Source organism: Amycolatopsis sp. CA-161197, assembly GCF_050942255.1.
Classification (GTDB): domain Bacteria; phylum Actinomycetota; class Actinomycetes; order Mycobacteriales; family Pseudonocardiaceae; genus Amycolatopsis.
The window spans coordinates 8879369-8906360 of record NZ_CP192059.1 but is presented as its reverse complement, the minus strand read 5'-3'; the positions used below and the strand labels follow the sequence as shown (position 1 = coordinate 8906360).

Sequence of the window (26992 nt, the reverse complement as noted above, 5' to 3'; positions counted from 1 at the left end):
CACGCCCCCGGACCCACGGCTGTGGTCACCTTTGCGGCCGGGCGTGGGTTCTGCGAGGAATGAGGTGGGGTCCGTGCGCGGCACGGGCCCCTCTCGCTTTTGTGGTGTTTTCGCTGGTATAGCACCAGATTGGGTTGGTGGGCGCCGGCGCGTGGCCGGGTTGCGGCCGGTGTCGAGCGGGGTCGAGAGCGTGGGTTTCGGTCTTCGGCGAAATTCGGGGTTTGGGCGGGCAACCGCCTGGGTAGCCAGACGTCATCTGAGTGTGCGTGGGGAACTTGCCGTGGTGGTGGGGTTTCGGCGCGGACCAATCCCAGCCTGGCGGTGGGGATCGAAAGCAGTGCGACGACGGTAGTTGTGCCGTCGTCGTGTGTCGCATGTGGTCGGTGCGTCCCGAGGCGTGGACGTGTGTGGCGGAGACGTCAGTGTGATCCCTGCGGCGTTCGGCGCGAAACGTTCGGTGCCGCGACGGCGAAAGGTGGGTGCGGGTCCGGCGCCGCGTGCGCGGGTGAAGCCGTAGGGTGACCGCACCCGCCCGCAGCCTGACCAGGAGTGGTTGTTGACCCGCACCGTCGCACCGTCGCTCGTGAGGACGTTGCCCGTTCTGGCCATTGTGGTCTGTCACGACGGCGAAGAGTGGCTGCCGCTCGCGCTTTCTTCCTTGCGGCGCAGCACGGTCCGGCCGCGGCACGTGCTCGCGGTCGACACCGGCTCCACCGACCTGACCGCCAAGCTGCTCGCCGAAGCGGCCGAGCCCGGCGGGGTCGCGGCAGGGCCCGATTCGCAGCCGGTGCTGTCCGGCGTCATCACTCTTTCGAGTGAAACTGGCTTCGCTGCGGCGATCGCGGCCGCCGTGGCGCACGCGGTGGAACGGTGGGGCGACCCCGGCGCGTGGCTGTGGTTGCTGCACGACGACTGCGCGCCCGAACCCGACTGTCTCGAGCAGCTCCTGCACGCCGCCGAAGCGGCGCCGTCGGCGAAGGTGCTCGGGCCGCTCGGGCTCGACTGGGCCGAGCCGCGCCTGATCGTGGAGGCGGGGCTGTCCACGGACGCGTCGGGGCACCGCCAGCAGATGGCCGCGCCCGGCGACGAGCCCGGTGAAGTGCTCGCCGTGCCGAGCGCGGGATCGTTGGTGCAGCGCGAACTCTGGGACACCCTCGGCGGCTTCGACGAGGACTTCTCCTTGCTGCGCGAGGATCTCGACTTCGGCTGGCGCGCCAACGCCGCCGGCGCGCTCGTGCTCTCGGTGCCCGCCGCCCGCGTCCGCCACGCGCGCGCCCTCTCGACCGGCCGGCGCACGCCCGACGCGGCAGGCCGCTCGCTCGCCGCCGTGAACCGCGCGCACGGGCTGCGCGTGTTCCTCGTGAACTGCTCGCCGTTCTCGTTCTGGTTCGGGCTCGTCCGGCTGCCCGTGCTCCTGCTGCTGCGCGCGCTCGTCTTCTTCCTCCTGCGGCGCGTTTCCGAAGCGCGCGCGGAGCTCTCGGCGCTCGCCTACGTCACGAGCGGCCGCGGAAAACTCCGGGCGGCACGGGCGAACCGGCGGGAATCGCCGCGCCCCGGCACCGTTCGCGGGTTGTTCGTCGGCCGGTACACGCGGCTGCGCAACGCCTTGCGCGCCGGCGTGGTCGGGCTCGTGCGCCGTGGCGTGGAGAGCGACGTCGCGCTCGGCACGGTCCCCGAAGGCCTCGCCGAGGAGCCGGCCTGGATCGCGCCGGAAGCGCTCGGCGCCGCGGACCGAAGGCCCGTCGGACCCGACGCGCTGCCCGCCGGAGCCTTGCGTGGCTTGAGTTCCCGCGGTTCGGGGCTGCGCCGGCCGGGCACGGTCGTGGCGGTCGCCGTGCCGACCGGACAAGAAGCCGAACGCGAGGAAGTCCCGGCGGAATCCGTCGTCGAGCCCGACGACGGCCCGAAGCCCTCACCCGCACCGCGCCCGGCGCGGGCCCGCGAACCCGGGCTGGTCTTCGTCGAGGTGAACCGCCGCCGTGTGCTGGCCGCGACGATCTTCGCGCCGCCGGTGGTCCTCGTCGTGCTGCTGACGGCGCTGGCCTTCGCGGTCAACCGCGGCCGCCTCGGTCTGGACCTCTCCGGCGGCGGGCTCCTGCCCGTCGGCGGCCTCGGCGATCTCTGGTCCACCTACCTCGCGCCGTGGCACGCGGTCGCGGGCGGCACCGGCGCGCCCGCTCCCGCGACGCTGCCCGTGCTGGGCACCATCGGCGCGATCTTCGCGCCCCTGGGCGGCCCGGCCGCGCTCGTGGCGATCCTGCTCATCGGCGACATCCCGCTCGCCGCGCTGAGCGCGTACGCGGCCACGCGCAAGCTGCCCGTCCGCCGGTGGGTTCGCGCGGTCGTCGCGGCGACCTACGCCCTGCTGCCCGCCGCCACCGCGTCGGTCGCGCAGGGTCGCCTCGACGTCGTGGTGGTCCACCTCGTGCTGCCGCTCGTCGTCGCGGGGATCGCGCGGCTGCTGACGCGCCCGGGCACGCGCTGGCTGCACGTGTCGGCGCTCTCGGCGTTCGGCGTCGCGGTGCTCGGTGCGTTCTCGCCGCTGGCGCACGCCCTCGCGCTCGTGGGCCTGTTGCTCGGCTTTGTGGTCCTCCCGGCGCCGACGGGCCTCGCGCGCCGCGCCGCGTCGGTCGGGATCGTGGTGATCCTGCCGCTCGTGCTGCTGCTGCCGTGGCCGACGGTGCTGCTCAAGCACCCCGAACTGCTCCTGCACGGTCTCGGCGGTCCCGCCGCGCCGGCGTCCGGCGCCGATCTGGCCGGGCTGACGCCGGGTGGGCCCGGTGCGTGGCCCATCGGCGTCGCGGTGCTGGCGGCCACGCTCGTCGCACTCGTGGTCCGGCCGACGAAGCAGGTGGCCGGCGGACTCGCGCTCGCGGTGCTCGGTGTCGCCGCGGTGGTGCTCGTGCGGCAGGTCCCGGTGACGCCGATGCAGGGCGGTCCCGCCGCGACCGGCTACACGGGTGTGCCGCTGCTGGTCGTCGGTGCCGGGCTGCTGTGGGCGGTCCTCGCGACCTGGCAACGCGGCGGCTCGGCGGGCGTGCCCGCGCCGTGGCTGCCGAAGGTCGCCGGTGTCGCCGGCCTGGTGGTCCTGATCGCGTTGGGCGTCAGCGCCGTCGGCTCCGGGCACACCGGCCCGCTCACGGCCCAGCCGCGGCCCGCCCTCGCTCCGGAAGTGGCCGCGGACGTCGCCGGCAGCGGCCGCGCGGTGCTCGACCTCGGCGAGCTCACCCGCCAGACCGGCGGCCGGCTCGCGCTCTTCGGCGACGACCAGCTCGCCCCGACCCCGGGCACACCCGGCCGGCTCGCGGACTGGCGCCGCGATCTGCTCACGGGCGGCGCCGGTGCGGTCAAGTCGGCCGTCGCGGCCGCCGCGATCTCCGGCGTCGAGTACGTGATCCTCCCGCCCGGCAGCAACCCGCAGGCCCTCGTCTCCCTGGCCGGCGACCTCGTCGCGCCGGCGGCCCCGATGTCCGACGGCCGGCCCGTGGTCCGGCTCCTGCCGAAGGCCGGCGAGGTCACGCTGATCTCCCCGGAGCTGGCCAAAGCGGCCGTGACGGGCGGCGGCGCGCCCGGCGCGTCACCCGGGGTCTCGCCCGTGGACGCGCGGCTGCCCGACGTCCGCGTGCGCGCCTCCGACGGCCCGACCGGCCGGCTGCTGGTGCTGGCCGCCGAGCAGGAGGCCGGCTGGACGGCGAGCGTGAACGGCAAGGCGGTGCCGATCGTGCCCGCGTGGGGTCACCAGGTGGCGGTGTCGATCCCGCCGCAGTCGTCGGAGGTTTCGCTCGCGTTCCCGGGCACCGAGCGCGGCCTGCTGCTGCTCGCCCAGCTCGCCGCGGTGCTGTTCACGGCGCTCACCGCGGTGCCCTCACGGAGACGTCAATCGCCTTCGATCACGTCCGGTTCGACGCCGAGGTAGCCCGCGACCTGTTCCACCAGCACGTCGTGCACGAGTTCCGCCAGCTCACCCGGGTCCTTGGCCCGCGCTTCGAGCGGCCGCCGGTAGAGCACGATGCGCGCCCGCGTCGGCAGACCCGCGCGGTCGACCCCGGCCGGGACCAGGCGCGACAGGGGAACCGAGCCGTCGTGGAGCACGCCCTCGGCCGGCGCGCGGCCGTCCGGGCGCACCTCGGGCACCTCGTCCACCGCCACGTCGAGCTTGGTCAGCTCGTGGCGCCAGCGCGCTTCGATGGGTTCCAGCGCGTCGAGCACGAGCGCGTCGAACTTCTCCGCCCGGCTCGCGGCGGCGGGCAGGGACGCGGGATAGAGCGCCCCGCGCAGGCCGCGGCCGTGCCGGTCCCTGCGCATGCGCTGCCGCTGTCGGTAATCACGAGCCGTCGCCACCGCGCAAGTCTATGCGGTCGTGCGCGTCGCGCGCGTGTCGCCGGGGCCCCCTTGCGGCGACGCGCTATCGTTCTGGATCGTGCGGAGCGTACGGAAATGTTCGCGAACGGGTTGTCCAGAGCCCGCTGTCGCCACGCTCACGTATGCGTACAGCGATTCCACCGCCGTCGTCGGTCCCCTCGCCACCGCCTCTGAGCCGCATTCGTACGACCTGTGCGAGGCCCACGCGCTGCGGCTGACCGTGCCGAAGGGCTGGGAAGTCGTGCGCCACGAGGGCACGTTCGCCACTCCGGAGCAGTCGGCCGACGAGCTGACCGCGCTGGCCGAGGCCGTCCGCGAGGCGGGCCGCTCGGACCGGCCGGCGCCGCCGCCCGAGCCGGAGGGCCCGTCCGGCAGGCGCGGCCACCTCCGCGTGCTCCCCGGGCGCGCCTGAGCCCCGCTCCCGCCGGTAGGCTTTCCGCGCGGCGCGACCGGCGCCGCGACGAGAACTGACGGCGGGGAGACGGCGTGCCAGATCTTTCGGGCATCGTGAAGGCCTACGACATCCGCGGTGTGGTCGGCGAGCAGCTCGACGCGGCACTGGTACGCGACTTCGGCGCGGCGTTCGCGCTGCTCATCAAGACCGAGTCGCCGTCGGTGGTGATCGGTCACGACATGCGCGACTCGTCGCCGGGGCTGTCGGCCGCCTTCGCCGAAGGCGTGACGTCGCAGGGCCTCGACGTGGTGTCGATCGGCCTGTGCAGCACGGACGAGCTGTACTTCGCCTCCGGCTCGCTGAACATGCCGGGCGCGATGTTCACCGCCAGCCACAACCCCGCGAAGTACAACGGCATCAAGATGTGCCGCGCCGGCGCCAGCCCCGTCGGGCAGGACACCGGCCTGACGGAGATCCGCGACACCGTCGAGCAGGGCGTGCCCGCGTTCGAGGGGAAGACCGGCAGCGTGAGCGAGCGCGACGTGCTGGGTGACTACGCCGCCTACCTGCGCAACCTCGTCGACCTCACGCACTCGCGGCCGCTGAAGATCGTGGTCGACGCCGGCAACGGCATGGGCGGCCACACCGTTCCCACCGTCTTCGCCGGGCTGCCGATCGAGATCGTGCCGATGTACTTCGAGCTCGACGGCACCTTCCCGAACCACGAGGCCAACCCGCTGGACCCCGCCAACATCGTCGACCTGCAGGCCAAGGTCCGCGAGGTCGGCGCCGACGCCGGTGTGGCCTTCGACGGTGACGCCGACCGCTGCTTCGTGGTCGACGAGCGCGGTGAGCCCGTTTCGCCGAGCGCGATCACGGCGCTGGTCGCCGTGCGCGAGCTGGCCAAGGAGCCGGGCGGCACGGTCATCCACAACCTGATCACGTCGAAGGGCGTGCCGGAGATCGTCGCCGAGCACGGCGGCAAGCCCGTCCGCACGCGCGTGGGGCACTCGTTCATCAAGGCGGAGATGGCGCGCACCGGCGCGATCTTCGGCGGCGAGCACTCCGCGCACTACTACTTCCGCGACTTCTGGCGCGCCGACACCGGCATGCTGGCCGCGCTGCACGTGCTCGCGGCGCTGGGCGAACAGGACGGCCCGCTGTCCGCGCTCACGCAGGACTTCTCGCGCTACGCGGCCTCGGGCGAGATCAACTCGACCGTGACCGACCAGGTCGCGCGCATGCTCGCCGTGAAGGACGCGTACACGGACAAGTCGGGCGTCGAGATCGACGAGCTCGACGGCCTGACCGTGCAGCTCCCGGGCGGCGCCTGGTTCAACCTGCGCCCGTCGAACACCGAGCCGCTGCTGCGGCTGAACGTGGAGGCGGCCGACCGCGCCGCCGTCGAGGCGCTGACCGACGATGTACTGGCAATTGTCCGGGGCTGAGCAAGCCACGCTGATGGGGACCGACCGAGGCGAACTGTGTCCGGAAGGTGCCGTTGCGACCCACCTACGCGTGGTATGGAGGAACCATGGCCATCACGCTTGACGCCCAGCTGCTCGAGATCCTCGCGTGCCCGTCGCCGGATCACGCACCGCTGCGTCCCGGCACGCCGGACGACGCGGATGCCGAAGCGCTGACCTGTACCGAGTGCGGCCGGGTGTACCCGGTCCGTGACGGGATCCCGGTACTGCTTCTCGACGAAGCCGTACTGAGTGGTGACCGTGTCCCTGGCACCCCCGGCCGGCCGGATGACAGCCATGCCGACAGTGCTTGACGATTCGCTGCTCGACGACCCCACGCGCCTGGCCGAGGCCGACAGCGCGGGGCTGCTGCGTGCCGCCGCCATGGCCGGTGCGCAGGTGCGGGCGACTGCCGAGGCCGCGGCCGAGCTGGAGCTGAGCGACCGGCTCGACCTGGGGCGCCCGCGTTCGCTGGTGCTGATCGACCGGCCCGGCGTGAGCCGCACGCTCACGCGGCTGCTGGCGGCGCTGCTCGCGCCGGCGTGCCCGGTGCCGGTGGTGACGGCCGAGATCGTGCCGTCGTGGATCGGCGCGCTCGACGTGGTGTTCGCGCACACCGACGACGCGGGTGACCGCGAGCTGGCCGCGTCGCTGGAGCGCGCGGCCCGGTTCGGCGCGACCGTGGTGCTGTCCGCTCCGGCGGAAGGCCCCGTCGCCGCTTCGGTGGCCGGCAAGGGCGTGCTGCTCGCGCCGCGCATCCCGGTGCCGCCGGAGCTCGCGTTCCCGCGCGGGCTGGCCGCCGGCCTGCTCACGGCCAACGCGCTGGGCCTGCTGGTGGCCGACGTGCAGGCGTTGGCCGACCAGCTCGACCTCGAGGCCGAGAAGGACTACCTCGCGCGCGAGTCGTTCGCGAACCCGGCGAAGGCGCTCGCGCTGCGCGTGGCCGACCGCGTGCCGCTGCTGTGGGGTCTCGACCCCGTTGCGGTGGCCGTCGCGGAGCACGCGGCACACGCGTTCGCGGCTCATTCGGGCGTGGTGTGCGACGCCGAGGACTTCCGGCAAGCGCTTGCGCGGCCCGCGCTTCGCAGAGTTGCGCAATCGGGCGGCCAAGAGCGTGACATCTTCGCCGATCCGGACGACTCATCCGGTGGAACCGCCACCAGGGTGCTGTTGCTCTCGGTGCGGACCGGGCCCGCCGCCGAGGCGGCCCGCTTCCAGGCCGAGGAGTTCCTCCCGGACGCGGACGTGATCGCGCCGGCCGAGGAGTTCGAAGCGGACGAGATCGTCCGGGCCGCGGTGCTCGCGCTGCGGTTCGAGCTCGCCGCGGTGTACCTCGGGCTCGCGGCGGGCAGCATCGGTGGCGCCGGGAGGTACGAGCCGGCCACCGCTTGACGGCTCACGGGATCAGGGGGAGGAAGTGCCGGCGAGCGCCGTGGGGACGGCACCGCCCGCACGACATCGGCTCCGGCCGATGGGAAGGATTGGGAGTTGAGGTGACAGTGGAGCTGTTGCGCAACGCCGTACGGCCCTACGCCTGGGGATCGCGCACCGCGATCCCGCAGCTGCAGGGACGTCCGGTGCCGGCGCCGCACCCCGAGGCCGAGCTGTGGATGGGCGCCCACCCGGGCGACCCGTCCCGCGTGCTCGCCCCGGACGGCACCGAACGGAGCCTCCTGGAGCTCGTCGACGCCGATCCGGTCGGCCAGCTCGGCGAACGCTGCGCGAAGCGCTGGGGCGGCCGGCTGCCGTTCCTGCTGAAGATCCTGGCGGCCGAGGAGCCGCTGTCGATGCAGGCCCACCCGTCGGCCGCGCAGGCCGCCGAGGGGCACGAACGCGAGGAGCGCCTCGGCATCCCGCGCGACGCGCCCAACCGCAACTACCCCGACCCGACGGCGAAACCCGAGCTCGTCTGCGCGCTCACGGAGTTCCACGCGCTGGCCGGGTTCCGCGACCCGCAGCGCACGGTGAAGCTGCTCAAAGCCATCGAAACGCCGGGGCTGGCGAAGTACACCGGCCTGCTCGAAGCGCAGCCGGACCCGGCGGGGCTGCGCGCGCTGTTCACCACGTGGATCACGCTGCCGCAGGCCTCGCTCGACGAGCTCCTGCCCGAGGTTCTCGACGCGTGCGTGCGCCACGTCGCCGACCACGGCGAGTTCGGCTTGGAGTGCCGCACGATCCTGGAGCTGGGCGAAGCGCACCCGCGTGACGCCGGCGTGCTGGCCGCGCTGCTGCTCAACCGCCTGACGCTGCGCGCGGGCGAGGCGATCTACCTGCCGGCCGGCAACCTGCACCTCTACCTGTCGGGCACGGCCGTGGAGATCCTGGCCAACTCCGACAACATCCTGCGCTGCGGCCTCACGCCCAAGCACGTGGATGTGCCGGAGCTGCTGCGCGTGGTCGACTTCGCGTGCGGCGAGATGCCGGTGCAGCTGGGCGAATGCGCCGGCCAGGGCATGGCCGTCTACCACACGGACGCGCCGGAGTTCGAGCTCTCGCGCATGCGGTGGGAGGCCGGCGACGACACCGAGGTCGTGGTCGACTGCACCGGCCCGCAGATCCTGCTCTGCACCGACGGCGACCTGCTCGTGACGGCCGAGGACGGGGAGCAGGTCGAGCTGCTGCGCGGCCAGTCGGTGTGGCTGCCCGCGGCCGACCCGGCCGTCTCGGTCCGCCCGCTCGCGGGCCGTCCGGCCCAGCTGTTCCGCGCCACCGCCGGCACCTGCGAAGACTGACTTCCGACGTTCGGTAAAGGGCACCTCGAGGGGCTCCGATCCCCCGCGAGGTGCCCTTTCCGGTGCGCGGGGTTCGCGCACAAAACGTTCACGTGGCCGAAGCGACGGCGTGGTGATCGGTCCTCTAGGCTCCCGATCGGGCATTTCGGGAATCCATTGCGCAACAGGCAGGGGAGCACGCCGTGTCAGCAGGTGGCGGTACCAAGGCGATCATCGCGGCGCTCGCGGCCAACGCCGGGATCGCGGTGGCGAAGTTCGTCGGGTTCCTGGTCACGGGCTCGTCGTCGATGCTGGCGGAGTCGGTGCACTCCCTGGCCGACACGTCCAACCAGGGCCTGCTGCTGCTCGGTCAGAAGACGTCACGACGGCGCGCCACGAAGGAACACCCCTTCGGTTTCGGGCGGGAGCGGTACTTCTACTCGTTCATCGTCGCGCTGATGCTGTTCACGCTCGGCTCGGCGTTCGCGCTGTACGAGGGCATCCACAAGATCATCGAGCCCGAGCCGCTCGAATCGCCCATCGTGGCCGTGATCATCCTGCTGGTCGCGATCTGCCTGGAGGGCTACAGCTTCTACACCGCCATCGGCGAGTCGCGGAAGATCAAGGGCACCGTCGGCTGGTGGCGGTTCATCCGCCAGGCCAAGGAACCCGAGCTGCCCGTCGTGCTGCTGGAGGACACGGGCGCGCTCATCGGCCTGGTGTTCGCGCTGCTCGGCGTGGGCCTGTCGGTGATCACCGGCGAGCCGGTGTTCGACGGCATCGGCACCGTGTTCATCGGCGCGCTGCTCGGCGTGATCGCCGTGATCCTCATCGTCGAGATGAAAAGCCTGCTCATCGGTGAGGGCGCGACCGACACCGATCTCGAGACGATCGTCGACGAGCTGGCCGCCGGCAAGGTCGAGCGCGTGATCCACATCCGCACGCAGTACCTCGGCCCCGACGAGCTGCTCGTGGCGGCGAAGCTCGCCCTGGTGCCCGGCCTCGACACGTCCGAGGTCGCGCTGGCCATCGACGACGCCGAGGCCCGCGTGCGCGCGAAGGTCCCGGTCGCCTCGCTCATCTACCTCGAACCGGACCTCGATCGCGACGCGCGGTGATCAACTCCTGGCGCGCAGCCTCCGGTATGCCGCGTTAGGGTGAATGACCCGTTTCCATGCAGGTCATCGCAGGTCATCTGGAGGTCGCTGTGCCCGGGCAGGGTTTGTGGCGCACGAAGTCGATCGAGCAGTCCATCGCGGACACCGACGAGCCCGAGACCAAGCTCCGAAGAAACCTGGGCGCTTGGGATCTGACCGTGTTCGGTGTCGCGGTCGTCATCGGCGCGGGCATCTTCACACTCACCGCGCGCACGGCGGGTGACTTCTCCGGCCCGTCGGTGTCGGTCGCGTTCGTGTGCGCCGCGGTCGCGTGTGCCCTGGCGGCGCTGTGTTACGCCGAGTTCGCCTCGACCGTGCCGGTCGCGGGCAGCGCGTACACGTTCTCCTACGCCACGTTCGGTGAGTTCATGGCGTGGATCATCGGCTGGGACCTGATCCTGGAGCTGGCCGTGGGCGCGGCGGCGGTGTCGAAGGGCTGGTCGGTCTACCTCGAGACCGTGCTCGGCTACCTCTTCGGCGAGGGCGCCAAGACCACGATCGACCTCGGCTGGGTCACCATCGACTGGGGTGCGCTGGTGGTCGTGGTCGCGTTGACGACGCTGCTGGCCATCGGCACGAAGCTGTCTTCGCGGTTCTCCATGGTGATCACGGGGATCAAGGTCGCCGTGGTGCTTTTCGTGATCATCCTCGGCGTCTTCTACATCAAGGGCGCGAACTACACGCCGTTCATCCCGGAGGCCAAGCCCGGCAGCCCGGGCGACAGCGGGGTCGACCAGTCGCTGTTCTCGGTGATCCTGGGTGGCGGCGGCAGCGTGTTCGGCATCTTCGGTCTGCTGGCCGGTGCGTCGCTGGTGTTCTTCGCGTTCATCGGGTTCGACATCGTGGCCACCACCGCGGAGGAGACGCGCAACCCGCAGAAGTCCGTGCCGCGCGGCATCTTCGGCTCGCTGGCCATCGTCACGGTGCTGTACGTGGCCGTGTCGCTCGTGGTCGTCGGCATGGTGCCCTACGCCGACTTGGCGACCGAGGCGGGCGACGGCAGCCACAAGACGCTCGCCACGGCCTTCTCCGTCAACGGTGTCGATTGGGCCGCGAACATCATCTCCGTCGGCGCGCTCGCCGGCCTCACGACCGTGGTCATGGTGCTGATGCTCGGCCAGGTGCGGATCATCTTCGCGATGTCGCGCGACGGCCTGATGCCGCGCGGGCTGGCCAAGACCGGCGGCCACGGCACCCCGAAGCGCGCGACGCTGCTCGTCGGCGGCCTGGTGGTCGTGGCGGCCACGTTCTTCCCGGCCGACAAGCTCGAGGAGATGGTGAACGTCGGCACGCTGTTCGCGTTCATCCTCGTTTCGGCGGGGGTGCTGGTGCTGCGCCGGACGCGACCGGACCTGCCGCGCGCTTTCCGCGTGCCCGCGGTGCCGCTGATCCCGATCCTGGCGATCCTCGCGTGCCTGTGGCTGATGCTGAACCTGACGGTGCTGACCTGGCTGCGGTTCGTGGTCTGGATGGTCGTCGGGGTCGTCATCTACTTCGTCTACAGCCGGCGCCACTCGCTGCTCGGCAAGCGGATCGCCGCGGGGGAGGAACCGGTCGCGAAGTCCGCTTCGCCGGAGTCGCCGGCGTCTTCAGAGGACTGAACCACTGCCCGCAACGGCCCGCCGTCCCACTCGGGGTGGCGGGCCGTTTTGCGTCCCTGACCTGGGCATTCACCGAGGCTCGGGAAGGTTGCGTGATGTGGCCGAGTTGTCACCTAAGTCAGAATGATCACGCAAGGGTAACGTCGATATCTCGGTTTGGATCACGTCTCGAACGCAGGGTGAGCGAGTGAGCCGTTTGCGATACCGTCCGCCTCGGCTTCCCTCTGACGGGTTAATCACTCGTGTGTGATTCATGCGGTAAGTGGTTTCGATCCTCACTGGGAGTGCACTGATCTTCTCTAGGTATCCCCCGTTCGGTACAGGAGTTCACTGAATGCCCACCATCACCAGACTGCGTGCGGGTTTCACGGTCGCCGCGGTGGCCGGACTCGCCCTGCTGGGCACCGCGACGTCCGCCCTCGCGTGCACCTCCGACGACGGCCGCGCGAACCCGATCCAGGGCCACGCCCCCGACTGCTCCCAGATCAAGGGTGTCAGCGGCAAGAAGCTCGACCAGGGTGACTTCACGTTCACCGGCGGCGACAAGAGCAAGTCGCTCAACATCACCGCCACCAAGGAAGGCGTCAAGGTCGAGGCGCTCGTCGTCGCCGGCGGCGACGACGGCTACGCGGTGTACGTCCCGGGCAAGAAGAACCTGACCAAGGACCTGCCCTGGAACAACCTCATCGCGCCGCACAACTACAACGGCAGCCAGCCGAAGATCGACAGCTGGTACGCCTGCGGCACGAAGACCGCGCCGGAGTCGACGCAGCCGACCAAGCCGTCGGAGACCCCGACCACGCAGCCGACCGAGACCGAGTCCCCCGCGGTCCCGACCACGTCGCACGCCGCGACCGAGGCCCCGACCAGCACCACCGCCGTCGCCGCCGCCCCGGCCGGCAACGAGACCGGTGGCACCGGCGGCCAGCTCGCCAACACGGGCTTCGACAACGCGTGGCTGATCTACATCGCCGCGGCGCTGCTCGTCGTCGGTGGTGGCCTGCTCGCGCTGCTGAAGTTCCGTCGCCGCAGCGCCAACTGACCTGCATTTCGGGTTCCTGAAACCGGAGGGGAGCCACGCCCGTTTGCCCACGGGTGTGGTTGCCCTCCGGTCTTTTCGTTACGGTGCAAGGGTTTCTAACGCGGCCGCGGCAGATCGCCGAACAGCGAGCCTTGTTCGCCCAGCAGCCGCGAGCGCCCGCTCGCGCGGCCGAGCCCCGCGGCCATCGCCACCGCCTGGTCCCACTCGGCGTCGGCCAGGTAGTCGGTGTGCTTGAGCACGCCCGGGGCCCAGCGGTGGCGGCCGTCGGGCGCGCGCAGCGGGTCGGGCAGCCAGTGGTCGCCGCCGAGCACGAGCACGCCGGACTCCTCGGGCGTCGCTTCGAGCGGGCCCGAGCCGCCTTCGGGCCGGTAGCCGTCGCCGATGAGGTGGCGGCCGGAGACGTTGTGCCGCCAGGTCGTGACGCCGCCGCCGAAGATGTCCGTACCGCGGCACAGCGCGCGCCAGCGGCCGTCGAGGTCGCCGAACAGCGTCGCGAGCGCATCCTGCGGCAGCACCGCGGGGAACGCGCGCTGGTAACCCCACTGCAGGGGCGACCCCGCGGTGAGCAGGCCGACGCGGTCGCGTTCGTCGGGGGTCAGCTCCGTGAACAGGCGCGCGGCCGTGAGCACGGTGAGCAGGCTGCCGAGGTTCTGTCCCGACAGGACCACGCGCGTGCCCGGTTCGGCGAGGTGCTCCTTGACGCGTTCGGCCAGCTCGGGCACGACCTTCAGCGCGTAACACGGTGGCACGGTCGGGTGTGCCGCGCGCGGCCAGAAGGACACGAGGTCCGCCAGTGCACCGAGGTGCCGGTTGCGTTCCGGCGTGCGCGCCGCGGAGTAGACCACCCGCAGCAGGCCGAGCGCGAAGCCGCCGAGCGCGAACACGCCGACGGCCGACACCGGTGTGAACCACGAGGGCCGCAGGTCGAAGCCGAAACGCACCACCAGCAACGCGAGCCCCGCGACGCCGAGCCCGATGGCCACGATCATCGCCAGCTGGTGCAGGTGCCGGCGTTCCCACGCCGAGCGGGCCCACGCGCGGGCCGCGGCCTGCTCCTGCTTCGCGTCGAGCTGCACCAGTTCGACCAGCGCCGGGATCCCGCGGCGCCGCCGGCGCAGCGGCACCGCGATCGCGTAACCGGCCACGGCGAGCACCGCGATCAACGCGAGCCCGGCGCCCCACAGCACGGTGATCAGCTCGTAGGTGTCGGGCAGCCGCAGCCCGCCCGTGCCCAGCAGCCGGCGCACGGCGATGGCCAGCCCGGCGCCGAAGCCGCCGCCGAGCAGGCCCGCGAGCGCGACCACCGGTGCCGCCGCCCAGCCGCCGAGCCACGGACGCAGCCGTTTCGGCCGCGTCTTCCACGTCGTTCGCGCGAGCAGCGCCATCGGCACGAGGGCCAGCGCGAACAGAATGGTGATCGCGAGCAGCGCCGCGCCGAGTCCTTCGACCGTGCCGTCGGTGCCGCGCAGGCCGCCGCGCGCGGGCAGTGGCGCGGCGAGCACGGCCGCGAAAATCACGAGCGCCGCGGCGAAGGTCATCAACGTGCGCCGCGCGACGCGGCCGGGGTCGCTCCCGATCGCCGCACCGACGATCACCGCGACCACCAGCCCCAGCACGCAGATCCAGCCGATCAGCCGGGGCACGTCCTCGGGCACGTGCAATGGTCCGCCGAGCAGCAGCAACGCGACGCAGGCCAGGGCCGCGACTGTGTGCGTCGCGGACATCCCGGGCGCCTCCGGGTCGGCGAGCAGCTGCAGCGGCGAGCCGCGCCGGGCACGGGGTTCAGGGGCCTTGACCTGCCAGTTCGACGACGAGACCCGGTGCAGCAGGACCACCACGGCGAACAGCACGGCGACCCCGATCGTCAGCCGCGCCGCGTCCGAGCGCAGCCACGAGGGCGCCCACGGCAGGCAGCCGCTGCCCGGCGCGAGGCACTGCGTGGCGAACAGGTCGAGCACGGTCACGGCGACCTGCCCGATCAGCAGCATCGTGAGCAGCACCGCGACCACGCGCAGCAGCCCGCGGCACAGGCCGCCGAGCCACCGGGCGCGGTGCACCGGCGGCAGCATCCAGAACGCGACGTTGGCCAGTGAGAACGGGAACAGCAGCGCCCACGTGGCCTTGGCGGCGCCGCCCGAGGTCATGCGGCTCCACAGGTATCCTTCGAGCGTGCGTGGGATGGAGCGGCCCAGCGCGGGCACCATCGGACCGGGGGCCGGGCGCCGCAGCCGGTCCGCCGGGCGCACGACCCGGCCGACCCCGTCGCCGGCGACGTCGACGGTGGACACCGCGTCGAGCAGCGTCTCGCCGCTCGTGCCCGCGAGTCCGGCCACCCTGAGCTCGACGATGCGGGTGTCGGGGCCGGGCAGCGGGGCGGGCACGGTAAGGGTCTCCTAAGCCGGTCGGGGGGACGTCAAGCCGACAACGGTACTGTTCAGATGCCATCAATCCTTGGAGGAACCGCACTATGACCCCCGAAAGCGTTGCCAAGCGGCACGACACCCGGGGCGGCCTCGAGTTCGCCGTCGCCGACCTCGAGGCCGCCGAGTTCGGCCGCAAGGAGATCCGCCTCGCCGAGCACGAGATGCCGGGCCTGATGTCGCTGCGCCGTGAGTACGCCGAGGTCTACCCCCTGCGGGGTGCGCGGATCTCCGGGTCGCTGCACATGACGGTGCAGACCGCCGTGCTCATCGAGACGCTGGTGGCGCTGGGTGCCGAGGTCCGCTGGGCCTCGTGCAACATCTTCTCCACGCAGGACCACGCGGCCGCCGCCGTGGTCGTCGGCCCGCACGGCACCACCGAGGAGCCGAAGGGTGTGCCGGTGTTCGCCTGGAAGGGCGAGTCGCTGGAGGAGTACTGGTGGTGCACCGAGAAGATGCTCACCTGGGACGGCGAGGGTCCGAACATGATCCTCGACGACGGCGGTGACGCCACCATGCTCGTGCACAAGGGCACCGAGTACGAGAAGGCCGGCGTCGTGCCGCCCGCCGACGACGAGGACCCCGACGAGTGGAAGGTCTTCCTGGAGCTGCTGCGCGCTTCCGTCGCGGCGGACTCCTCCAAGTGGACCACCATCGGCGAGGGCGTCCGCGGCGTCACCGAGGAGACCACCACCGGCGTGCTGCGGCTCTACCAGCTGGCCGCCGCGGGTGAGCTGCTGTTCCCGGCGATCAACGTGAACGACGCCGTGACCAAGTCGAAGTTCGACAACCGCTACGGCATCCGCCACTCGCTGATCGACGGCATCAACCGCGGCACCGACGTGCTGATCGGCGGCAAGGTCGCCGTGGTCTGCGGTTACGGCGACGTCGGCAAGGGCGCGGCGGAGTCGCTGCGCGGCCAGGGCGCGCGCGTGATCGTGACCGAGATCGACCCGATCTGCGCGCTGCAGGCGGCGATGGACGGCTTCCAGGTCAAGAAGCTCGAGAACGTGCTCGGCGAGGCCGACATCGTGATCACCACCACCGGCAACAAGAACGTGGTGATGGTCGAGCACATGGCGAAGATGAAGCACCAGGCGATCGTCGGCAACATCGGCCACTTCGACAACGAGCTCGACATGGCCGGCCTCGCGCGCTACCCGGGCATCCACCGGATCAACATCAAGCCGCAGGTCGACGAGTGGGTGTTCCCGAACGGCAACACGATCATCGTGCTGTCCGAGGGTCGGCTGCTCAACCTCGGCAACGCGACCGGGCACCCGTCGTTCGTGATGTCGAACAGCTTCTCGAACCAGGTCATCGCGCAGATCGAGCTCTTCACCAAGCACGAGGAGTACGACAAGGAGGTGTTCCGCCTCCCCAAGAAGCTCGACGAGAAGGTGGCACGCATCCACCTCGAGGCGCTGGGCGGCGAGCTGACCAAGCTCACCAAGGAGCAGGCGGAGTACATCGACGTGGACGTGGAAGGCCCGTTCAAGTCGGACCACTACCGCTACTGAGCTTTCCGCACGGCCGAAGCGGCGTCCGGGGTGTCTCCCGGGCGCCGCTTCGGCGTTCCTGCTCTCCACAGTGGACACCCAGGTGGCTCGGACCACCGCGCGGTGCACTCCGGTTCGCCGAGGACAAGTCCACGACGTCCGATGTGCCCGAAGATCCGCCCCGGGTCTGCCTCCTGGGCTCCGGCCTCCGCGCATCCGTCCCCCTTCGGCGCAATCCCGTGGTTCCTTCGGAGAGGAGCGGCCGCGTACGACGGCCGGGGGATTGTCGAAGTGAAGGGGATCTGCCTTGTCCGCAGGAGAAGTGGGCCGAAGAGGGGTAATCGCCGGAGGGCTGGCCGCGGTGGCGGCGGGGGCGATGAGCACCCCCGCGTTCGCCGAGGGCGCCACGACCACACCGGTGAACGAACGGCTCAAGGGCTACAGCTATCCGCTCAGCGCTCGCGGGGTGGCCAACCTCGCGCCGACGCCGCCGTGGCACTACGTGGGTGACGTGGTCGGCGTCGAGTTCTGGACCACGCCGGCCGCGGCCGCCGCGTCGCTGCCGACCGGGCTGGACCCGGACCCGGCGAGTTCGGGGCACGGCTACGCGCTGTTCATCGACTGGCAGTTTTCCGCCAGCGACAACGAGTACCTCGACCCGGTGCGCAGCCAGTACAGCGAGTTCCTCGTGCTGCTCGACGCCGTGCACAAGGGTTCGCCGGTGGCGTGGTGCCCGTTCATCTACGTGGACAACGACGAGGCCTTGGCCCGTGGCTGGATCCAGGGCTTCCCGAAGAAGATCGGGGCCGTGCACCAGACCCGGGCGTTCGGCGTGCCGAGCCAGGCCGGCCCGGTGGTCGGCCCCGACGGCCGGTTCGGGGCCACGCTGTCGTCGAACGGCCGGCAGCTGGCCGAGGCCCGCGTGACGCTGGAGAAGACCGCGCCGACCATCCCGGCGCTCGGGCGGCCGATCGTGAACCTGCGCCACTTCCCGCGGCTTTCGGCCGGGCAGTAACAGAACCCCGCCGTGCACGAGCTGACGCAGTCCGTTTTGGACACTCCGCAGGTGGCCGGCACGTGGACCGGCACCGGCGAGCTGTCGTTCTTCCCGGCCCAGGCCGAGGAACTGGCCGACCTGGCACCGCAGCGCACCGGCGCGGGCTTCCGCGGCTCGTTGTCCTACAGCGTCACGGATCTGATCATCCTCTGACCTGATCACCTCTGACGAGGTCGCGGCCGGGTCGCCCGCGTGGCGCCCGGCCGCTCAGAGCCGTTCGTCCCGCATCACCTCGAGGTTGTGGAACACCGGCGGTTCGTCGCACAGCTTGCCCATGCGCTCGGCGATCTTGGCGGTCGCCGGCAGCTCCGAGTTCCGCATCGCCTCTTCGTACGACGGGAACTCGACGAACTCCATGTACGTCCCGGGGTTGTCGCGGTCGCTCATCACCACCGCGTGGGTGGCGGTGCGAGTGCCCTGTGTCGCGGTTTTCCACTCGTCCATGAGCTCGTTCAGCTCGTCCGGGTGCGTGGTCTTGAACTCGATGACTTGTACGAAACTCATTTTCGGCTCCTGGTGAGGCTGCCCCGAAAACTCATCGTGCGCGTGGCACCGGGGCCCGTCAACGCAGGTCGGGGCCCCGTTGTTCACCGGAGAGCTCAGTTCCACTCGACGGCGATGCCCGCCAGCCCCGGTCCCGCGTCGCGGAAGTAGCCGCTCGTCACGCCACCCGTGTCGAGCGGGAGCTCTTCGGCCTCGACGGGCAGGGCGTCGTCGCGGGCCCGGACCTGGCGGGTGCAGCGGGCGGGCATCGCGGTGGGCGCGAACTGCAGCTGCAGCAGGTAGCTCGCGGCCTGGTCGCGCAGCATGCGGTAGTAGCCGGGGAACAACGCGCTGGAGTCGTCGCGCACCTCGAAGCAGAAAACGTGGATGTCGCCTTCGCCGAGTTTGCGGTCGAAGAGCAGCTCGGTCGCCATCGTCTCGCCGCCGGGGTGGCGCCGGATCCGCCCGACGCGGCAGCCCTCGGCGGTGATCAGCTCGACGTCGTCGATCTTGCAGCCCGGGTCGCCGTTGTACACGGTCACGTAGCGATCGGGGCCGTGCCGCCGGGCGCGCGTGACCAGGCGCGTGCGGATGCTGACCTGTCGGCGGCGCTCGTCGACCGTGATCCGGTCGTGGACCGAGAGCAGCTCCAGGTCGGCGTTGGAGTGGTTCGACGAGGGCAGCACGCCCAGGTCGGTGAGCAGCTGGTCGACGATCGAACCCATGTCGCCCGAGCGCAGGTCGTGGAACGACACCGCGGCCTGGTGCCCGCGCGGGCGGGCGGTGCGCGGGCCGATCAGCACCACGAGCGAGTCGGCCGGCAGCTGCAGCACCGACTCCAGCGCGCGCACGGCCGGCAACGCCTTGGGCACTTCGGGCTGGCGCAGCCCACGCTGCCAGTAGCTGAGCGTCGACTGTCCAATCTGGACACCGCGCAGCGCCAGGTGGGCGCGCAGGCGGGCCAGTGACAGTCCCCGGTGCGAGATGGCCGTGCGCAGGGCGTGGTGGAACTCGCCGGTGCGCAACGCGTCGGCCAGCTCGGCGGGCAGGTCGCCCGAGCCACGGCGAACAGGTTCGATGATCAGTGCGCCTTCCCCGTCTCGAGACACCGCTTGTCCCTTCACCAGACCAGTGTGGAGATCACTGCGTGCGCCGGCCGTGAACACCGCGGAACGTTCACGTTAGCAGCGCACGGTAGCCGCTCCGACCCCCGTTCGGGGTGGTTGGCCACGCAAGGGTGCCCATTCCGTGTTCCAGAACTGACCCGGAACGCGTTGATCACCGGAAGAGCATCTTGCTCCGCGTGACCGCACTGTTCACCGTTGTGACGACCGAGGGGCACATCGTGGGGTGGGGAGGTTCCGTGCCGGTGTTCGTCAAGCAGTCACTCGTCACCGTCCGGGCCGCCGTCCACCGTGGCCGGGTCCGGATCGAGAGAGTACGCACCACAGGCCGGGTTCTGGCGCTCGTGGTGCTCGTCGGCACGGCGTTGCTGACGTCGGCACCGGGCGCGAGCGCGGCGCAGCCCTCCGGCGTCGGCAACGCCCACCTCGTCCCGCAGTCGGCCACCGGCGAGGCGCGTGCCGTCCGGCTCGTCGCCGACGTCCTGCCGCGCGGCGACACCCCGCCGCCCGAAGACCACGACTCCGGCTGGCTGCCGCTGCTCATCCTCGCGGGCCTGCTGCTCACCGGCGGCGGGGGCTACCTGCTGCACTCGCGGCGCCAGGCCGCCTAGGTGTATTCGGCCGTCAGGTTGGTGGCAGTCGACTGGTGGGTGGATGCCCGCCGAGTGCGCTGTGGCGGCGTTGAGTGTTGTAGTGCTGGAGCCAGGGTGCAAGGGCTGCGGTGCGGTCGGTGTTGCTGGTGAAGGCCTGGCGGTAGGCCCATTCGGTTTGCAGGGTCCGGTTGAGGCGTTCGACTTTGCCGTTCTGCCAGGGGCAGTGCGGTTTGATGAACTTTTGCCGGATGCCGTGGCGGGCGCAGATCTCGCGTAGGGACCAGCGGTAGGCCCAGGCGTTATCGGTCATCAGCCGCTCGATGCGGGTGATGCCGTGGTCGGCGAAGTAGGTGATCGCCCGGGCGAGGAAGCCGGCGCAGGTCGGGCCTTTCTCGTCCGCGAGGATTTCGGAGTAAGCCAGCCGGGAGTGGTCATCGACCAGGGAGTGGACGTAGTCGTATCCGATCTTGGTGCTGCGGTCGCGGGTGGCTTCCCGCTGGGCCCGGCCGTGGGCTCGCCAGCCGCCGCCGTCGGGGATGCGGCCGATCTTCTTGATGTCCATGTGGACCAGTTCGCCGGGCCGGTCGCGTTCGTAGCGCACGGCTGTGGTCTTGCTGGCCCGGATCACCAGTCCGGTGATCGGGTCCAATGCGGCCAGCCGCGGGATCTGGTGGCGGGCCAGCACCCGTGACACCGTCCGTGTCGGGACACCGAGTTCGTGGCCTAGCCAGGCCGGGCCGCGGCGTTCACGCTGCCGCAAGGTGATGATCTGCTGTTCGACCTCGCTGGAGGTTTGCCGGGGAGAGGTGTACGGGCGTGAGGATCGGTCCCGCAGCCCGGGTTCGCCTTCGGTGGCGTAACGCTCCAGCCAGGTCTTCACGCATTTACGGGAGATACCCATCGCGGCGGCGATGTGGGCTTGGGGCCAGCCCGCGTGGTGACGCTGGACGATCAGCAACCTGCCCAGGAACGTGGTCCGGGCGTTACGGTGAGACACGAGAGCCTCCGGTTGACGTGGGTCCTAGACAAGCCACACCTCAACCGGAGGTTCTCCCCACGTCAACCAGAACCTTCCGCTACCAACGTCCTGGCCAAATACACCTAGGGCGTACCGGCCGGCCCGGCGGTGCCGTCCCTCCCGCCGGGCCGCCGGTCGACCACCGGCTCGTCCGGCGCGACGGCCACGGCGTCCAGCGCCGCGTGCAGGTAGGGGATCAGGCCTTCGGCGTCGGGGCCCGTGAGCACGGTCGAGCCCAGCAGCATGCGGTTGAGCAGTGTCCCGGCGCAGATGGCGATCAGCAGCGCGGAGCGAGCGGTCGCGTCGGTGCCGGGCAGCGCGTCGGCGAGCCGGGCCTGGTAGTTGCGCTCGATGCTCGCGCGCATGATCTCCGCTGCGCGCGGGTTGGCGACCGAGCGCAGGGTGAGCAGCATCCCGTCGGACGCGTGCGGGTCGTCGCCGGTCAGCAGGGCTCGCGCCGCCTCGGCGTTGAGCTCGGGCGTCATCATCATCGACTTCTCGAACGCGACTTCGACGACCTCGGCGAAGAGCCCTTCCTTCGACCCGAAGTACTTGCCGATCAGCCGCGCGTCCACGTCGGCGGCGCGGGCGATCTCGCGGACGCCGGCGCCGTCGTAGCCGTGCTCGGTGAACGCCTTGCGGGCGGCGCTCAGGATCGCCGCCCGGGTGGCCACGGGGTCCCGGCGCTTCGGCGTCGGATCAGGACTCATGGTCGCCAGCGTACGAGCCTGGTCCCCGGTTCCGGGGCACGTGCGGGTTGCTAAGTCCGCACTCGTGGACTTATTGTGGTCCACAGGTGCGGACTTAGCTGCACCGACGAGAGCAACCACCGCGACTAAGGATTCCTTCCATGCCTGCTTCCCAGGGCCCCATTCCCCAGCGCCGGCTCGGTTCGAGCGGTCCCGCCGTCGGCGCCGTCGGTTACGGCGCGATGGGCTTCGCCCGTCCGTACGGACAGGCCGAGGACCACGCCACCGACGACACCGCCGACGCCCTCATCGGCCGCGCGCTGGACCTCGGCGTCACCCTGGTCGACACCTCCGACATCTACGGCGCCAGCGAGGAGGCCATCGGCAAGGCGATCGCGCGCCGCCGCGACTCGGTCGTGCTGGCCACCAAGTTCGGCATCGTCCGCGGTCCGTTCGACGGCGCTCCGGCGATCATCAACGGCCGTCCGGAGTACGTCCGCGAACGCATCGAGCGGTCGCTGACCAGGCTGGACACCGACCACGTCGACCTGTACTACCAGCACCGCGTCGACCCGGACACGCCCATCGAGGAGACCGTCGGCGCGATGGCCGAGCTCGTGGCGGAGGGCAAGGTCCGGTACCTCGGGCTGAGCGAGGCCGCGCCCGACACGATCCGCCGCGCGCACGCCGTGCACCCGATCACCGCCGTGCAGACCGAGTGGTCGCTGTGGTCGCGCGACATCGAGGACGAGGTGTTCCCGCTGTGCCGCGAGCTCGGCATCAGCGTCGTCCCGTACAGCCCGCTGGGCCGCGGGATGCTCACGGGCAAGCTCACCTCGTTCGACGACCTGCCGGAGAACGACTACCGGCGCAAGATGCCGCGGTTCGCGCGGGAGGTGTTCGAGGCGAACCTCGCCGCCGTGGAGGTCGTGCGCGACATCGCCGCGGCCCACGCCGCCGCGCCCGGCCAGGTCGCCCTCGCGTGGCTGCTGGCGCAGGCGCCGGACGTGGTCCCGATCCCGGGCACGCTGCACGTCGGCCGGCTGGCGGAGAACGCCGGCGGCGCTTCGCTGGAGCTCACCGGCGACGAGCTGAAGCGGCTCGACGCGCTGACGGTGACCGGCGAGCGCGAGGTCGCGCTGGACCACAACTGGTCCTACGGCGTCACCCCGCCATTGGCCCGGTAGCGCCTGTCCTAGGGTGAGCCCCGTGGGGCGACTGGTCGTGATCGAAGGTCTGGACGGTGCCGGCAAGCGCACCCTCGCGGACGGGCTCACCGCTGAGCTGGAACGCGAGGGCGCGCGGGTCGGCAGCCTGGCGTTCCCGCGTTACGGCCGCAGCATCCACGCGGACCTCGTGCGCGAGGCCCTGCACCGCGGCCACGGCGACCTCGCCGACTCCGTCTACGGCATGGCCCTGCTCTACGCGCTCGACCGCAGCGGCGCGGCCGACGAGATCCGCGCGCTGCTGGCCGACAACGACGTGGTGCTGCTCGACCGCTACGTCGCCTCGAACGCCGCGTACGCCGCCGCGCGCCTGCGCGAGAACGCCGACGGCGACGTGGTGCGCTGGGTGTGGGGCATCGAGGTCGAGCGCTTCGCGCTGCCGCGGCCCGACGCGCACCTGCTGCTGCGGGTGTCGCCGGAGGTTGCCGCCGAACGGGCCGTCCGCCGGGCCGCCGCGGACAGCGAGCGGGCGAGGGACGCGTTCGAATCCGACGACGCCCTGCAGCAGCGGTGCGCCGCCGTGTACGACGAGCTGGCCGCGGCCGGCTGGCTCGCGCCGTGGCACGTGCTCGACGGGGTGGCCGGTGTCGACTTGCCGACGTTGGCCAAGTCGCTGCTGTCCTGAGCGATCAGCGTTCGTCGAAGCGCGCGGGGTCGAAGAGGGCGATGGGGTGCGTCGTGCTCCCGTCGGCGACCAGATCGGCCACGATCTCGCCGACCACGGGCACGAACTTGAAGCCGTGCCCCGAAAACCCGCACGCCACGACCACCCGCGGGTGTGCCGGGTGCCGCGCGATCACGAAGTCCTCGTCGGGCGTGTTCGTGTACAGGCAGGTCGCGGCGCGGCGGAACGTGCCCAGCGCCGGCAGCCGCGAGCCGACGAGCTCGGTGACGGCGCGCACCTCGTCGTCGTGCACGCGGCGGTCGATCGTGTCGGCCGTGCACGGCGTGCCGGCGAGGTGCGAAGCCACCTTCACGCCCTGCGGTGAGTGCGCGGGAAAGCCGTAGAACTGTTCGCCCTGCTCGGTTTCCCACAGGTACACCGGGTGCCGGCCGGGCGCGAACGGCGCCGCGTCCGCCGGTTCGAACCAGTACTGCACCTGCCGCTGCACCTCGAAGTCCACCCCGAGGTCGGCCAGCAGCGCAGGCGCCCACGCGCCGGGGCACAGCACCAGCCGCGAAGCCGTGTAGTAGCTCGACGCGGTCCCCACGCGTACGCCCGACTCCGACGTGCTCCACGTGAACACCTGCTCCTCGTGGTGCAGCTCGGCGCCGTGGCGCGCGGCGAGCTGCAGGTGCGCGGCGACACTGCCCTCCGGCGACACGAACCCGGCGCCCGGCTCGTAGAGCGCCACCTCGTCGTCGCGCGGGGACATCGTCGGGAAGCGGCGGCGGATCTCCGCCGCGTCGAGCAGCTCGTGCGGGATGTCGAACTTCTCGGCCGAGAGCACGCTGCCGGTGATCGTGCGCGAGTCCGGCGGTCCGGCCATCAGCCCGCCGCAGCGCGTGAACAGGTGCCGGCCGGTGTCGCGTTCGATCTCGTCCCACAGCTCGTGGGCGCGCAGCAGCAACGGCACGTAGTCGGGGCCTTCGAGGTAGGCCTGGCGCGTGATGCGCGAACCGCCGTGGCTGGAGCCGAGGTTGTGCACGGGCGCGAACTGGTCGATCCCGAGCACCCGTTGTCCGCGCTGTGCGAGCCGGTACGCCGCGGCGCTGCCCATGCCGCCGAGGCCGATCACGATCACGTCGTAGTGCGTCAAGCGGTTCTCCTCGTGCTGCTCGGTCCTTCGGGATCCACGACCGCCGGCACCCGCCGGCCGAAGTACTCGATCTCCACCGGTGTACCAGGTTTCGCGCATTCGACGGGAAGCCACGCGTACGCGAGGTTCTTGCCCACGGTGTGGCCGCGTGCCGCACTCGTCACGTAGCCCGCTGGCCGGCCCTCGAAGTACACGGGTTCCTTGCCCAGCACCAGATCGTCGGTGACCAGCGACGTCAGCCGGCGCCCGACGGTGGCGGCCGAGCGCCCGAGCAGTGCGTCACGGCCGAGGAAGTAGCCCTTGTCCATCCGCACGGCGAACCCGAGCCCGGCCTCGTACGGATCGTGCTCCGCGGTGAAGTCGACGCCGCAGGTGGGCCGGCCGTCCTCCCGCCGCAGGCTCGACAACGCGTGGTGCCCGGCGGCGATGATCCCGTGCGGCAGTCCGGCTTCCCACAGCGTGTCCCACAGCAGCCGGCCCAGATCCGCGCTCGTGTGCAGCTCCCAGCCCGGATCACCGGACCGGCGCAGCACGAGCACCGGCACGGTGCCGACGAACGCGGTGCCGGCGCCGTCCGCCGGCAGTTCCGTTGTGGACAGTGGGGCCAGCACCCGCGCGGCGAGCGGTCCCCACACGCCGAGACAGCACGTGCCCGCCGTGGTTTCGTGGATCTGCACCGTGCCGTCGCCGGGCAGGTGACGGCGCAGCCAGTCGACGTCGAGGGCGCTGTTGGCCCCGATGTGGAACCGGTCGGCGGCCAGGCTCGCCACCGTGAGATCGCTGCGGACACCGCCGTCTTCGCCGAGCAGCAGCGTGTAGGTGACCGCGCCCGGCGCGTGGCCGAGCTCGTTGGTGGTCATCGTCCGCAGGAACGGCAGCGCACCCGGTCCGGTGACCTCCAGGCGGGTCGCCGGCGTCAGGTCGAACACCGCCACGCGCTCGCGCGCGACGATCGCCTCGGCGCTCGCCGTCCGCGGTTCGGACGACGCCGGCACGCGGGACAGCTCGGGCAGGGTTTCGTTGGCGGAGAACCATTCCGGGCGTTCCCAGCCACCGGTTTCGGCGAAGCGCGCGCCCAACGCGACGTGCCGCTCGTAGAACGGCGACGTGCGCAACCGCGGCCGCGGCCGGTCGGACCGGGGGCCCGCGAACGTCCGGATCGCGCGGTCCCGCACGTGGTCCGGCGCGAGCTGCACCCGCTCGAACCGGGCGAGGTCGCTCGCGTGCAGGTCGAGCCGGGGCTGCCCGTCGACGAGCCACCGCACCACCTCCCGTGCGACGCCGGCGGCGTGCGGGAAGGCCACGGCCTCGGCGACCCAGAAACCGTCGAGGTCCGGGTGCTCGCCGAGCAGCGGCTTGCCGTCCGGGGTGGCCGCGACCAGGCTGGTCACGCCGTCCTCGACCTTCGCGTCGGCCAGCGCGGGCAGCAGGCGCACGGCCTCGGCCCAGGGCTGCTCGAAGTCCGCGGGGGCGAACGGCCCGGCCGTGCGGGGCGCGGTGCTGCCGAGGCCGAGGCGGTCCACGTGCTCGCGCACGGACAGCCCGCCGTGGCGCAGCACCGGCTTGCCCGCCTCCGTGAAGTCATCGTTGTCACCGGCGAGCGCGGGCAGCGCAACGGTGCGCGCGTAGTGCTGCGCCAAGGACACCAGTGGCACGGCCAGGTCCACCAGCCGCCCGATCGCCCGCGCGCCCACCCCCGCGCAGGACACCACGACGTCGGCGCGGAACCGGTCGGTCTCGGTGCGCACGGCCGTCACGCGCCCGCCGCCGCGTTCGACGGCCACGACCCGCTGTCCCGCCAGGAACCGCGCGCCGCGGTCGATCGCGCGCCGGGCCTGGGCCTCGGCGGCACGCAGCGGTTTCGCCACGCCGTCACCCGGGGTGTGCAGGCCGCCGAGGATCTGCGCGGGGTCCAGCAGCGGGTGCAGCTCGGCGCATTCGCGCGGCGAGCGCAGGTACGCGCGCACGCCCCACGACGTCGCCCAGCCGTGCCGTCGTTGCAGCTGCGCCAGCTGCTGCGGCGTCGTCGCGAGCTCCAGGCCGCCGACGGGCTGGAAGCACCACCGGCCCTCCAGCGTCAGCGAGCCGTACTTGGCCACGGTGTACTTCGCGAACTCCGTCAGCGTGCGGTCCGCGTCGGTCTGGTGCACGAGGCCCGGTCCGTCGGCGGTTAAGAGCGGCCCCTGCTCCAGCACCGTGACGTCGGTCCAGCCGCGTTCGGTGAGCTCGTCGGCCAGCGCGCAGCCGACCCGCCCGGCGCCGATGACGACCACTCGCGGTCGGGCTGCCATCGCGTACCTCCTGGCCGGGGTTCACCGGGCGCGCCGAACGACCCGCCGGGCACGGGCCAGGTTGCGGATGGGGGTGTGTGTTCCGTCTTCTGCAACAAA

General features: G+C 71.7%; 23 protein-coding genes. 15 read left to right on the top strand and 8 right to left on the bottom strand.

All coding sequences use genetic code 11. The annotated features are described in order from the left end of the window. Positions 1-556 precede the first annotated feature (556 nt). Positions 557-3916 carry a glycosyltransferase gene (locus ACQPXB_RS42170; protein WP_432847454.1) on the top strand — a complete coding sequence of 1120 codons (3360 nt, stop codon included), beginning with the start codon at positions 557-559 and terminating at the stop codon, positions 3914-3916. On the opposite strand, the gene ACQPXB_RS42165 is transcribed toward ACQPXB_RS42170, so the two are convergent. After that, positions 3877-4305, bottom strand: a complete 429-nt coding sequence (locus ACQPXB_RS42165) for a metallopeptidase family protein (protein ID WP_220244053.1) — start codon at positions 4303-4305, stop codon at positions 3877-3879. The genes ACQPXB_RS42170 and ACQPXB_RS42165 overlap by 40 nt on opposite strands. Before the next feature lie 115 nt (positions 4306-4420). On the opposite strand from ACQPXB_RS42165, the gene ACQPXB_RS42160 reads away from it, so the two are divergent. From ACQPXB_RS42160 to ACQPXB_RS42125, 8 genes are all read left to right on the top strand, one after another. After that, on the top strand, positions 4421-4774 hold the full coding sequence (locus tag ACQPXB_RS42160; protein ID WP_204093559.1) for a DUF3499 domain-containing protein: 354 nt from the start codon (positions 4421-4423) through the stop codon (positions 4772-4774). A gap of 74 nt (positions 4775-4848) precedes the next feature. Then, entirely contained in the window at positions 4849-6204 is a 1356-nt protein-coding gene (locus tag ACQPXB_RS42155; protein WP_432847452.1) for a phosphomannomutase/phosphoglucomutase, read from the top strand. An 86-nt stretch (positions 6205-6290) separates the two neighbouring features. Then, positions 6291-6536, top strand: coding sequence for a Trm112 family protein (locus tag ACQPXB_RS42150; RefSeq protein WP_366579762.1), 246 nt, complete (start codon positions 6291-6293; stop codon positions 6534-6536). Continuing rightward, positions 6520-7614, top strand: coding sequence for a hypothetical protein (locus ACQPXB_RS42145; RefSeq protein WP_366579760.1), 1095 nt, complete (start codon positions 6520-6522; stop codon positions 7612-7614). Before ACQPXB_RS42150 ends, ACQPXB_RS42145 begins: the two co-directional genes overlap by 17 nt. 107 nt (positions 7615-7721) lie before the next feature. After that, on the top strand, positions 7722-8954 hold the full coding sequence (gene manA / locus ACQPXB_RS42140) for a mannose-6-phosphate isomerase, class I (RefSeq protein WP_432857027.1): 1233 nt from the start codon (positions 7722-7724) through the stop codon (positions 8952-8954). Positions 8955-9136: 182 nt separating this feature from the next. Further along, the gene (locus tag ACQPXB_RS42135; protein WP_366579758.1) at positions 9137-10051 is read left to right on the top strand and encodes a cation diffusion facilitator family transporter; all 915 of its coding nucleotides are present in this window, start codon (positions 9137-9139) and stop codon (positions 10049-10051) included. A gap of 89 nt (positions 10052-10140) precedes the next feature. Next, positions 10141-11691 carry an amino acid permease gene (locus tag ACQPXB_RS42130; RefSeq protein WP_432857024.1) on the top strand — a complete coding sequence of 517 codons (1551 nt, stop codon included), beginning with the start codon at positions 10141-10143 and terminating at the stop codon, positions 11689-11691. A 334-nt stretch (positions 11692-12025) separates the two neighbouring features. Further along, positions 12026-12733, top strand: coding sequence for an LPXTG cell wall anchor domain-containing protein (locus ACQPXB_RS42125; protein WP_366579756.1), 708 nt, complete (start codon positions 12026-12028; stop codon positions 12731-12733). Positions 12734-12828: 95 nt separating this feature from the next. On the opposite strand, the gene ACQPXB_RS42120 is transcribed toward ACQPXB_RS42125, so the two are convergent. Beyond that, on the bottom strand, positions 12829-15102 hold the full coding sequence (locus ACQPXB_RS42120; RefSeq protein WP_432857021.1) for a hypothetical protein: 2274 nt from the start codon (positions 15100-15102) through the stop codon (positions 12829-12831). 98 nt (positions 15103-15200) lie between these two features. Between ACQPXB_RS42120 and ahcY the strand changes: the two genes are divergently transcribed. The 3 genes from ahcY to ACQPXB_RS42105 all read left to right on the top strand — a co-directional run bounded on the left by ahcY (position 15201) and on the right by ACQPXB_RS42105 (position 17862). Continuing rightward, positions 15201-16673 carry an adenosylhomocysteinase gene (gene ahcY / locus ACQPXB_RS42115; protein ID WP_432847449.1) on the top strand — a complete coding sequence of 491 codons (1473 nt, stop codon included), beginning with the start codon at positions 15201-15203 and terminating at the stop codon, positions 16671-16673. A 355-nt stretch (positions 16674-17028) separates the two neighbouring features. Further along, positions 17029-17667, top strand: coding sequence for an acetoacetate decarboxylase family protein (locus tag ACQPXB_RS42110; RefSeq protein WP_432847447.1), 639 nt, complete (start codon positions 17029-17031; stop codon positions 17665-17667). Between the two features lie 12 nt (positions 17668-17679). Then, a complete protein-coding gene (locus ACQPXB_RS42105; RefSeq protein WP_432847445.1) occupies positions 17680-17862 on the top strand; it encodes a hypothetical protein in 183 nt (60 codons plus the stop codon). Between the two features lie 54 nt (positions 17863-17916). Here ACQPXB_RS42105 and ACQPXB_RS42100 read toward each other — a convergent pair whose 3' ends face one another. Together ACQPXB_RS42100 and ACQPXB_RS42095 are read right to left on the bottom strand one after the other, a co-directional pair. Continuing rightward, on the bottom strand, positions 17917-18213 hold the full coding sequence (locus ACQPXB_RS42100) for a hypothetical protein (RefSeq protein ID WP_366579753.1): 297 nt from the start codon (positions 18211-18213) through the stop codon (positions 17917-17919). A 95-nt stretch (positions 18214-18308) separates the two neighbouring features. Then, entirely contained in the window at positions 18309-19301 is a 993-nt protein-coding gene (locus ACQPXB_RS42095) for a hypothetical protein (RefSeq protein WP_285972627.1), read from the bottom strand. Between the two features lie 359 nt (positions 19302-19660). Here ACQPXB_RS42095 and ACQPXB_RS42090 point away from each other — a divergent pair, with 359 nt between their 5' ends. Further along, on the top strand, positions 19661-19927 hold the full coding sequence (locus tag ACQPXB_RS42090) for a hypothetical protein (RefSeq protein ID WP_432847442.1): 267 nt from the start codon (positions 19661-19663) through the stop codon (positions 19925-19927). A gap of 13 nt (positions 19928-19940) precedes the next feature. On the opposite strand, the gene ACQPXB_RS42085 is transcribed toward ACQPXB_RS42090, so the two are convergent. Next, complete coding sequence (locus ACQPXB_RS42085; protein WP_432844786.1) at positions 19941-20906, bottom strand: IS481 family transposase; 966 nt, start codon at positions 20904-20906, stop codon at positions 19941-19943. Positions 20907-21010: 104 nt separating this feature from the next. Further along, on the bottom strand, positions 21011-21637 hold the full coding sequence (locus tag ACQPXB_RS42080; RefSeq protein WP_432847440.1) for a TetR/AcrR family transcriptional regulator: 627 nt from the start codon (positions 21635-21637) through the stop codon (positions 21011-21013). A 140-nt stretch (positions 21638-21777) separates the two neighbouring features. Between ACQPXB_RS42080 and ACQPXB_RS42075 the strand changes: the two genes are divergently transcribed. Then, positions 21778-22803 (top strand): aldo/keto reductase, encoded by a 1026-nt coding sequence (locus ACQPXB_RS42075; RefSeq protein WP_366579747.1) that lies wholly within the window; start codon positions 21778-21780, stop codon positions 22801-22803. A gap of 22 nt (positions 22804-22825) precedes the next feature. Continuing rightward, a complete protein-coding gene (locus ACQPXB_RS42070) occupies positions 22826-23467 on the top strand; it encodes a dTMP kinase (RefSeq protein ID WP_432847439.1) in 642 nt (213 codons plus the stop codon). 4 nt (positions 23468-23471) lie between these two features. Here the strand turns inward: ACQPXB_RS42070 and solA are convergent, their stop codons facing one another. Then, the gene (gene solA, locus ACQPXB_RS42065) at positions 23472-24602 is read right to left on the bottom strand and encodes an N-methyl-L-tryptophan oxidase (protein ID WP_432847437.1); all 1131 of its coding nucleotides are present in this window, start codon (positions 24600-24602) and stop codon (positions 23472-23474) included. Further along, positions 24599-26893 carry an FAD-dependent oxidoreductase gene (locus ACQPXB_RS42060; protein WP_432847435.1) on the bottom strand — a complete coding sequence of 765 codons (2295 nt, stop codon included), beginning with the start codon at positions 26891-26893 and terminating at the stop codon, positions 24599-24601. The genes solA and ACQPXB_RS42060 overlap by 4 nt, the downstream gene beginning before the upstream one ends. Positions 26894-26992: the final 99 nt, after the last annotated feature.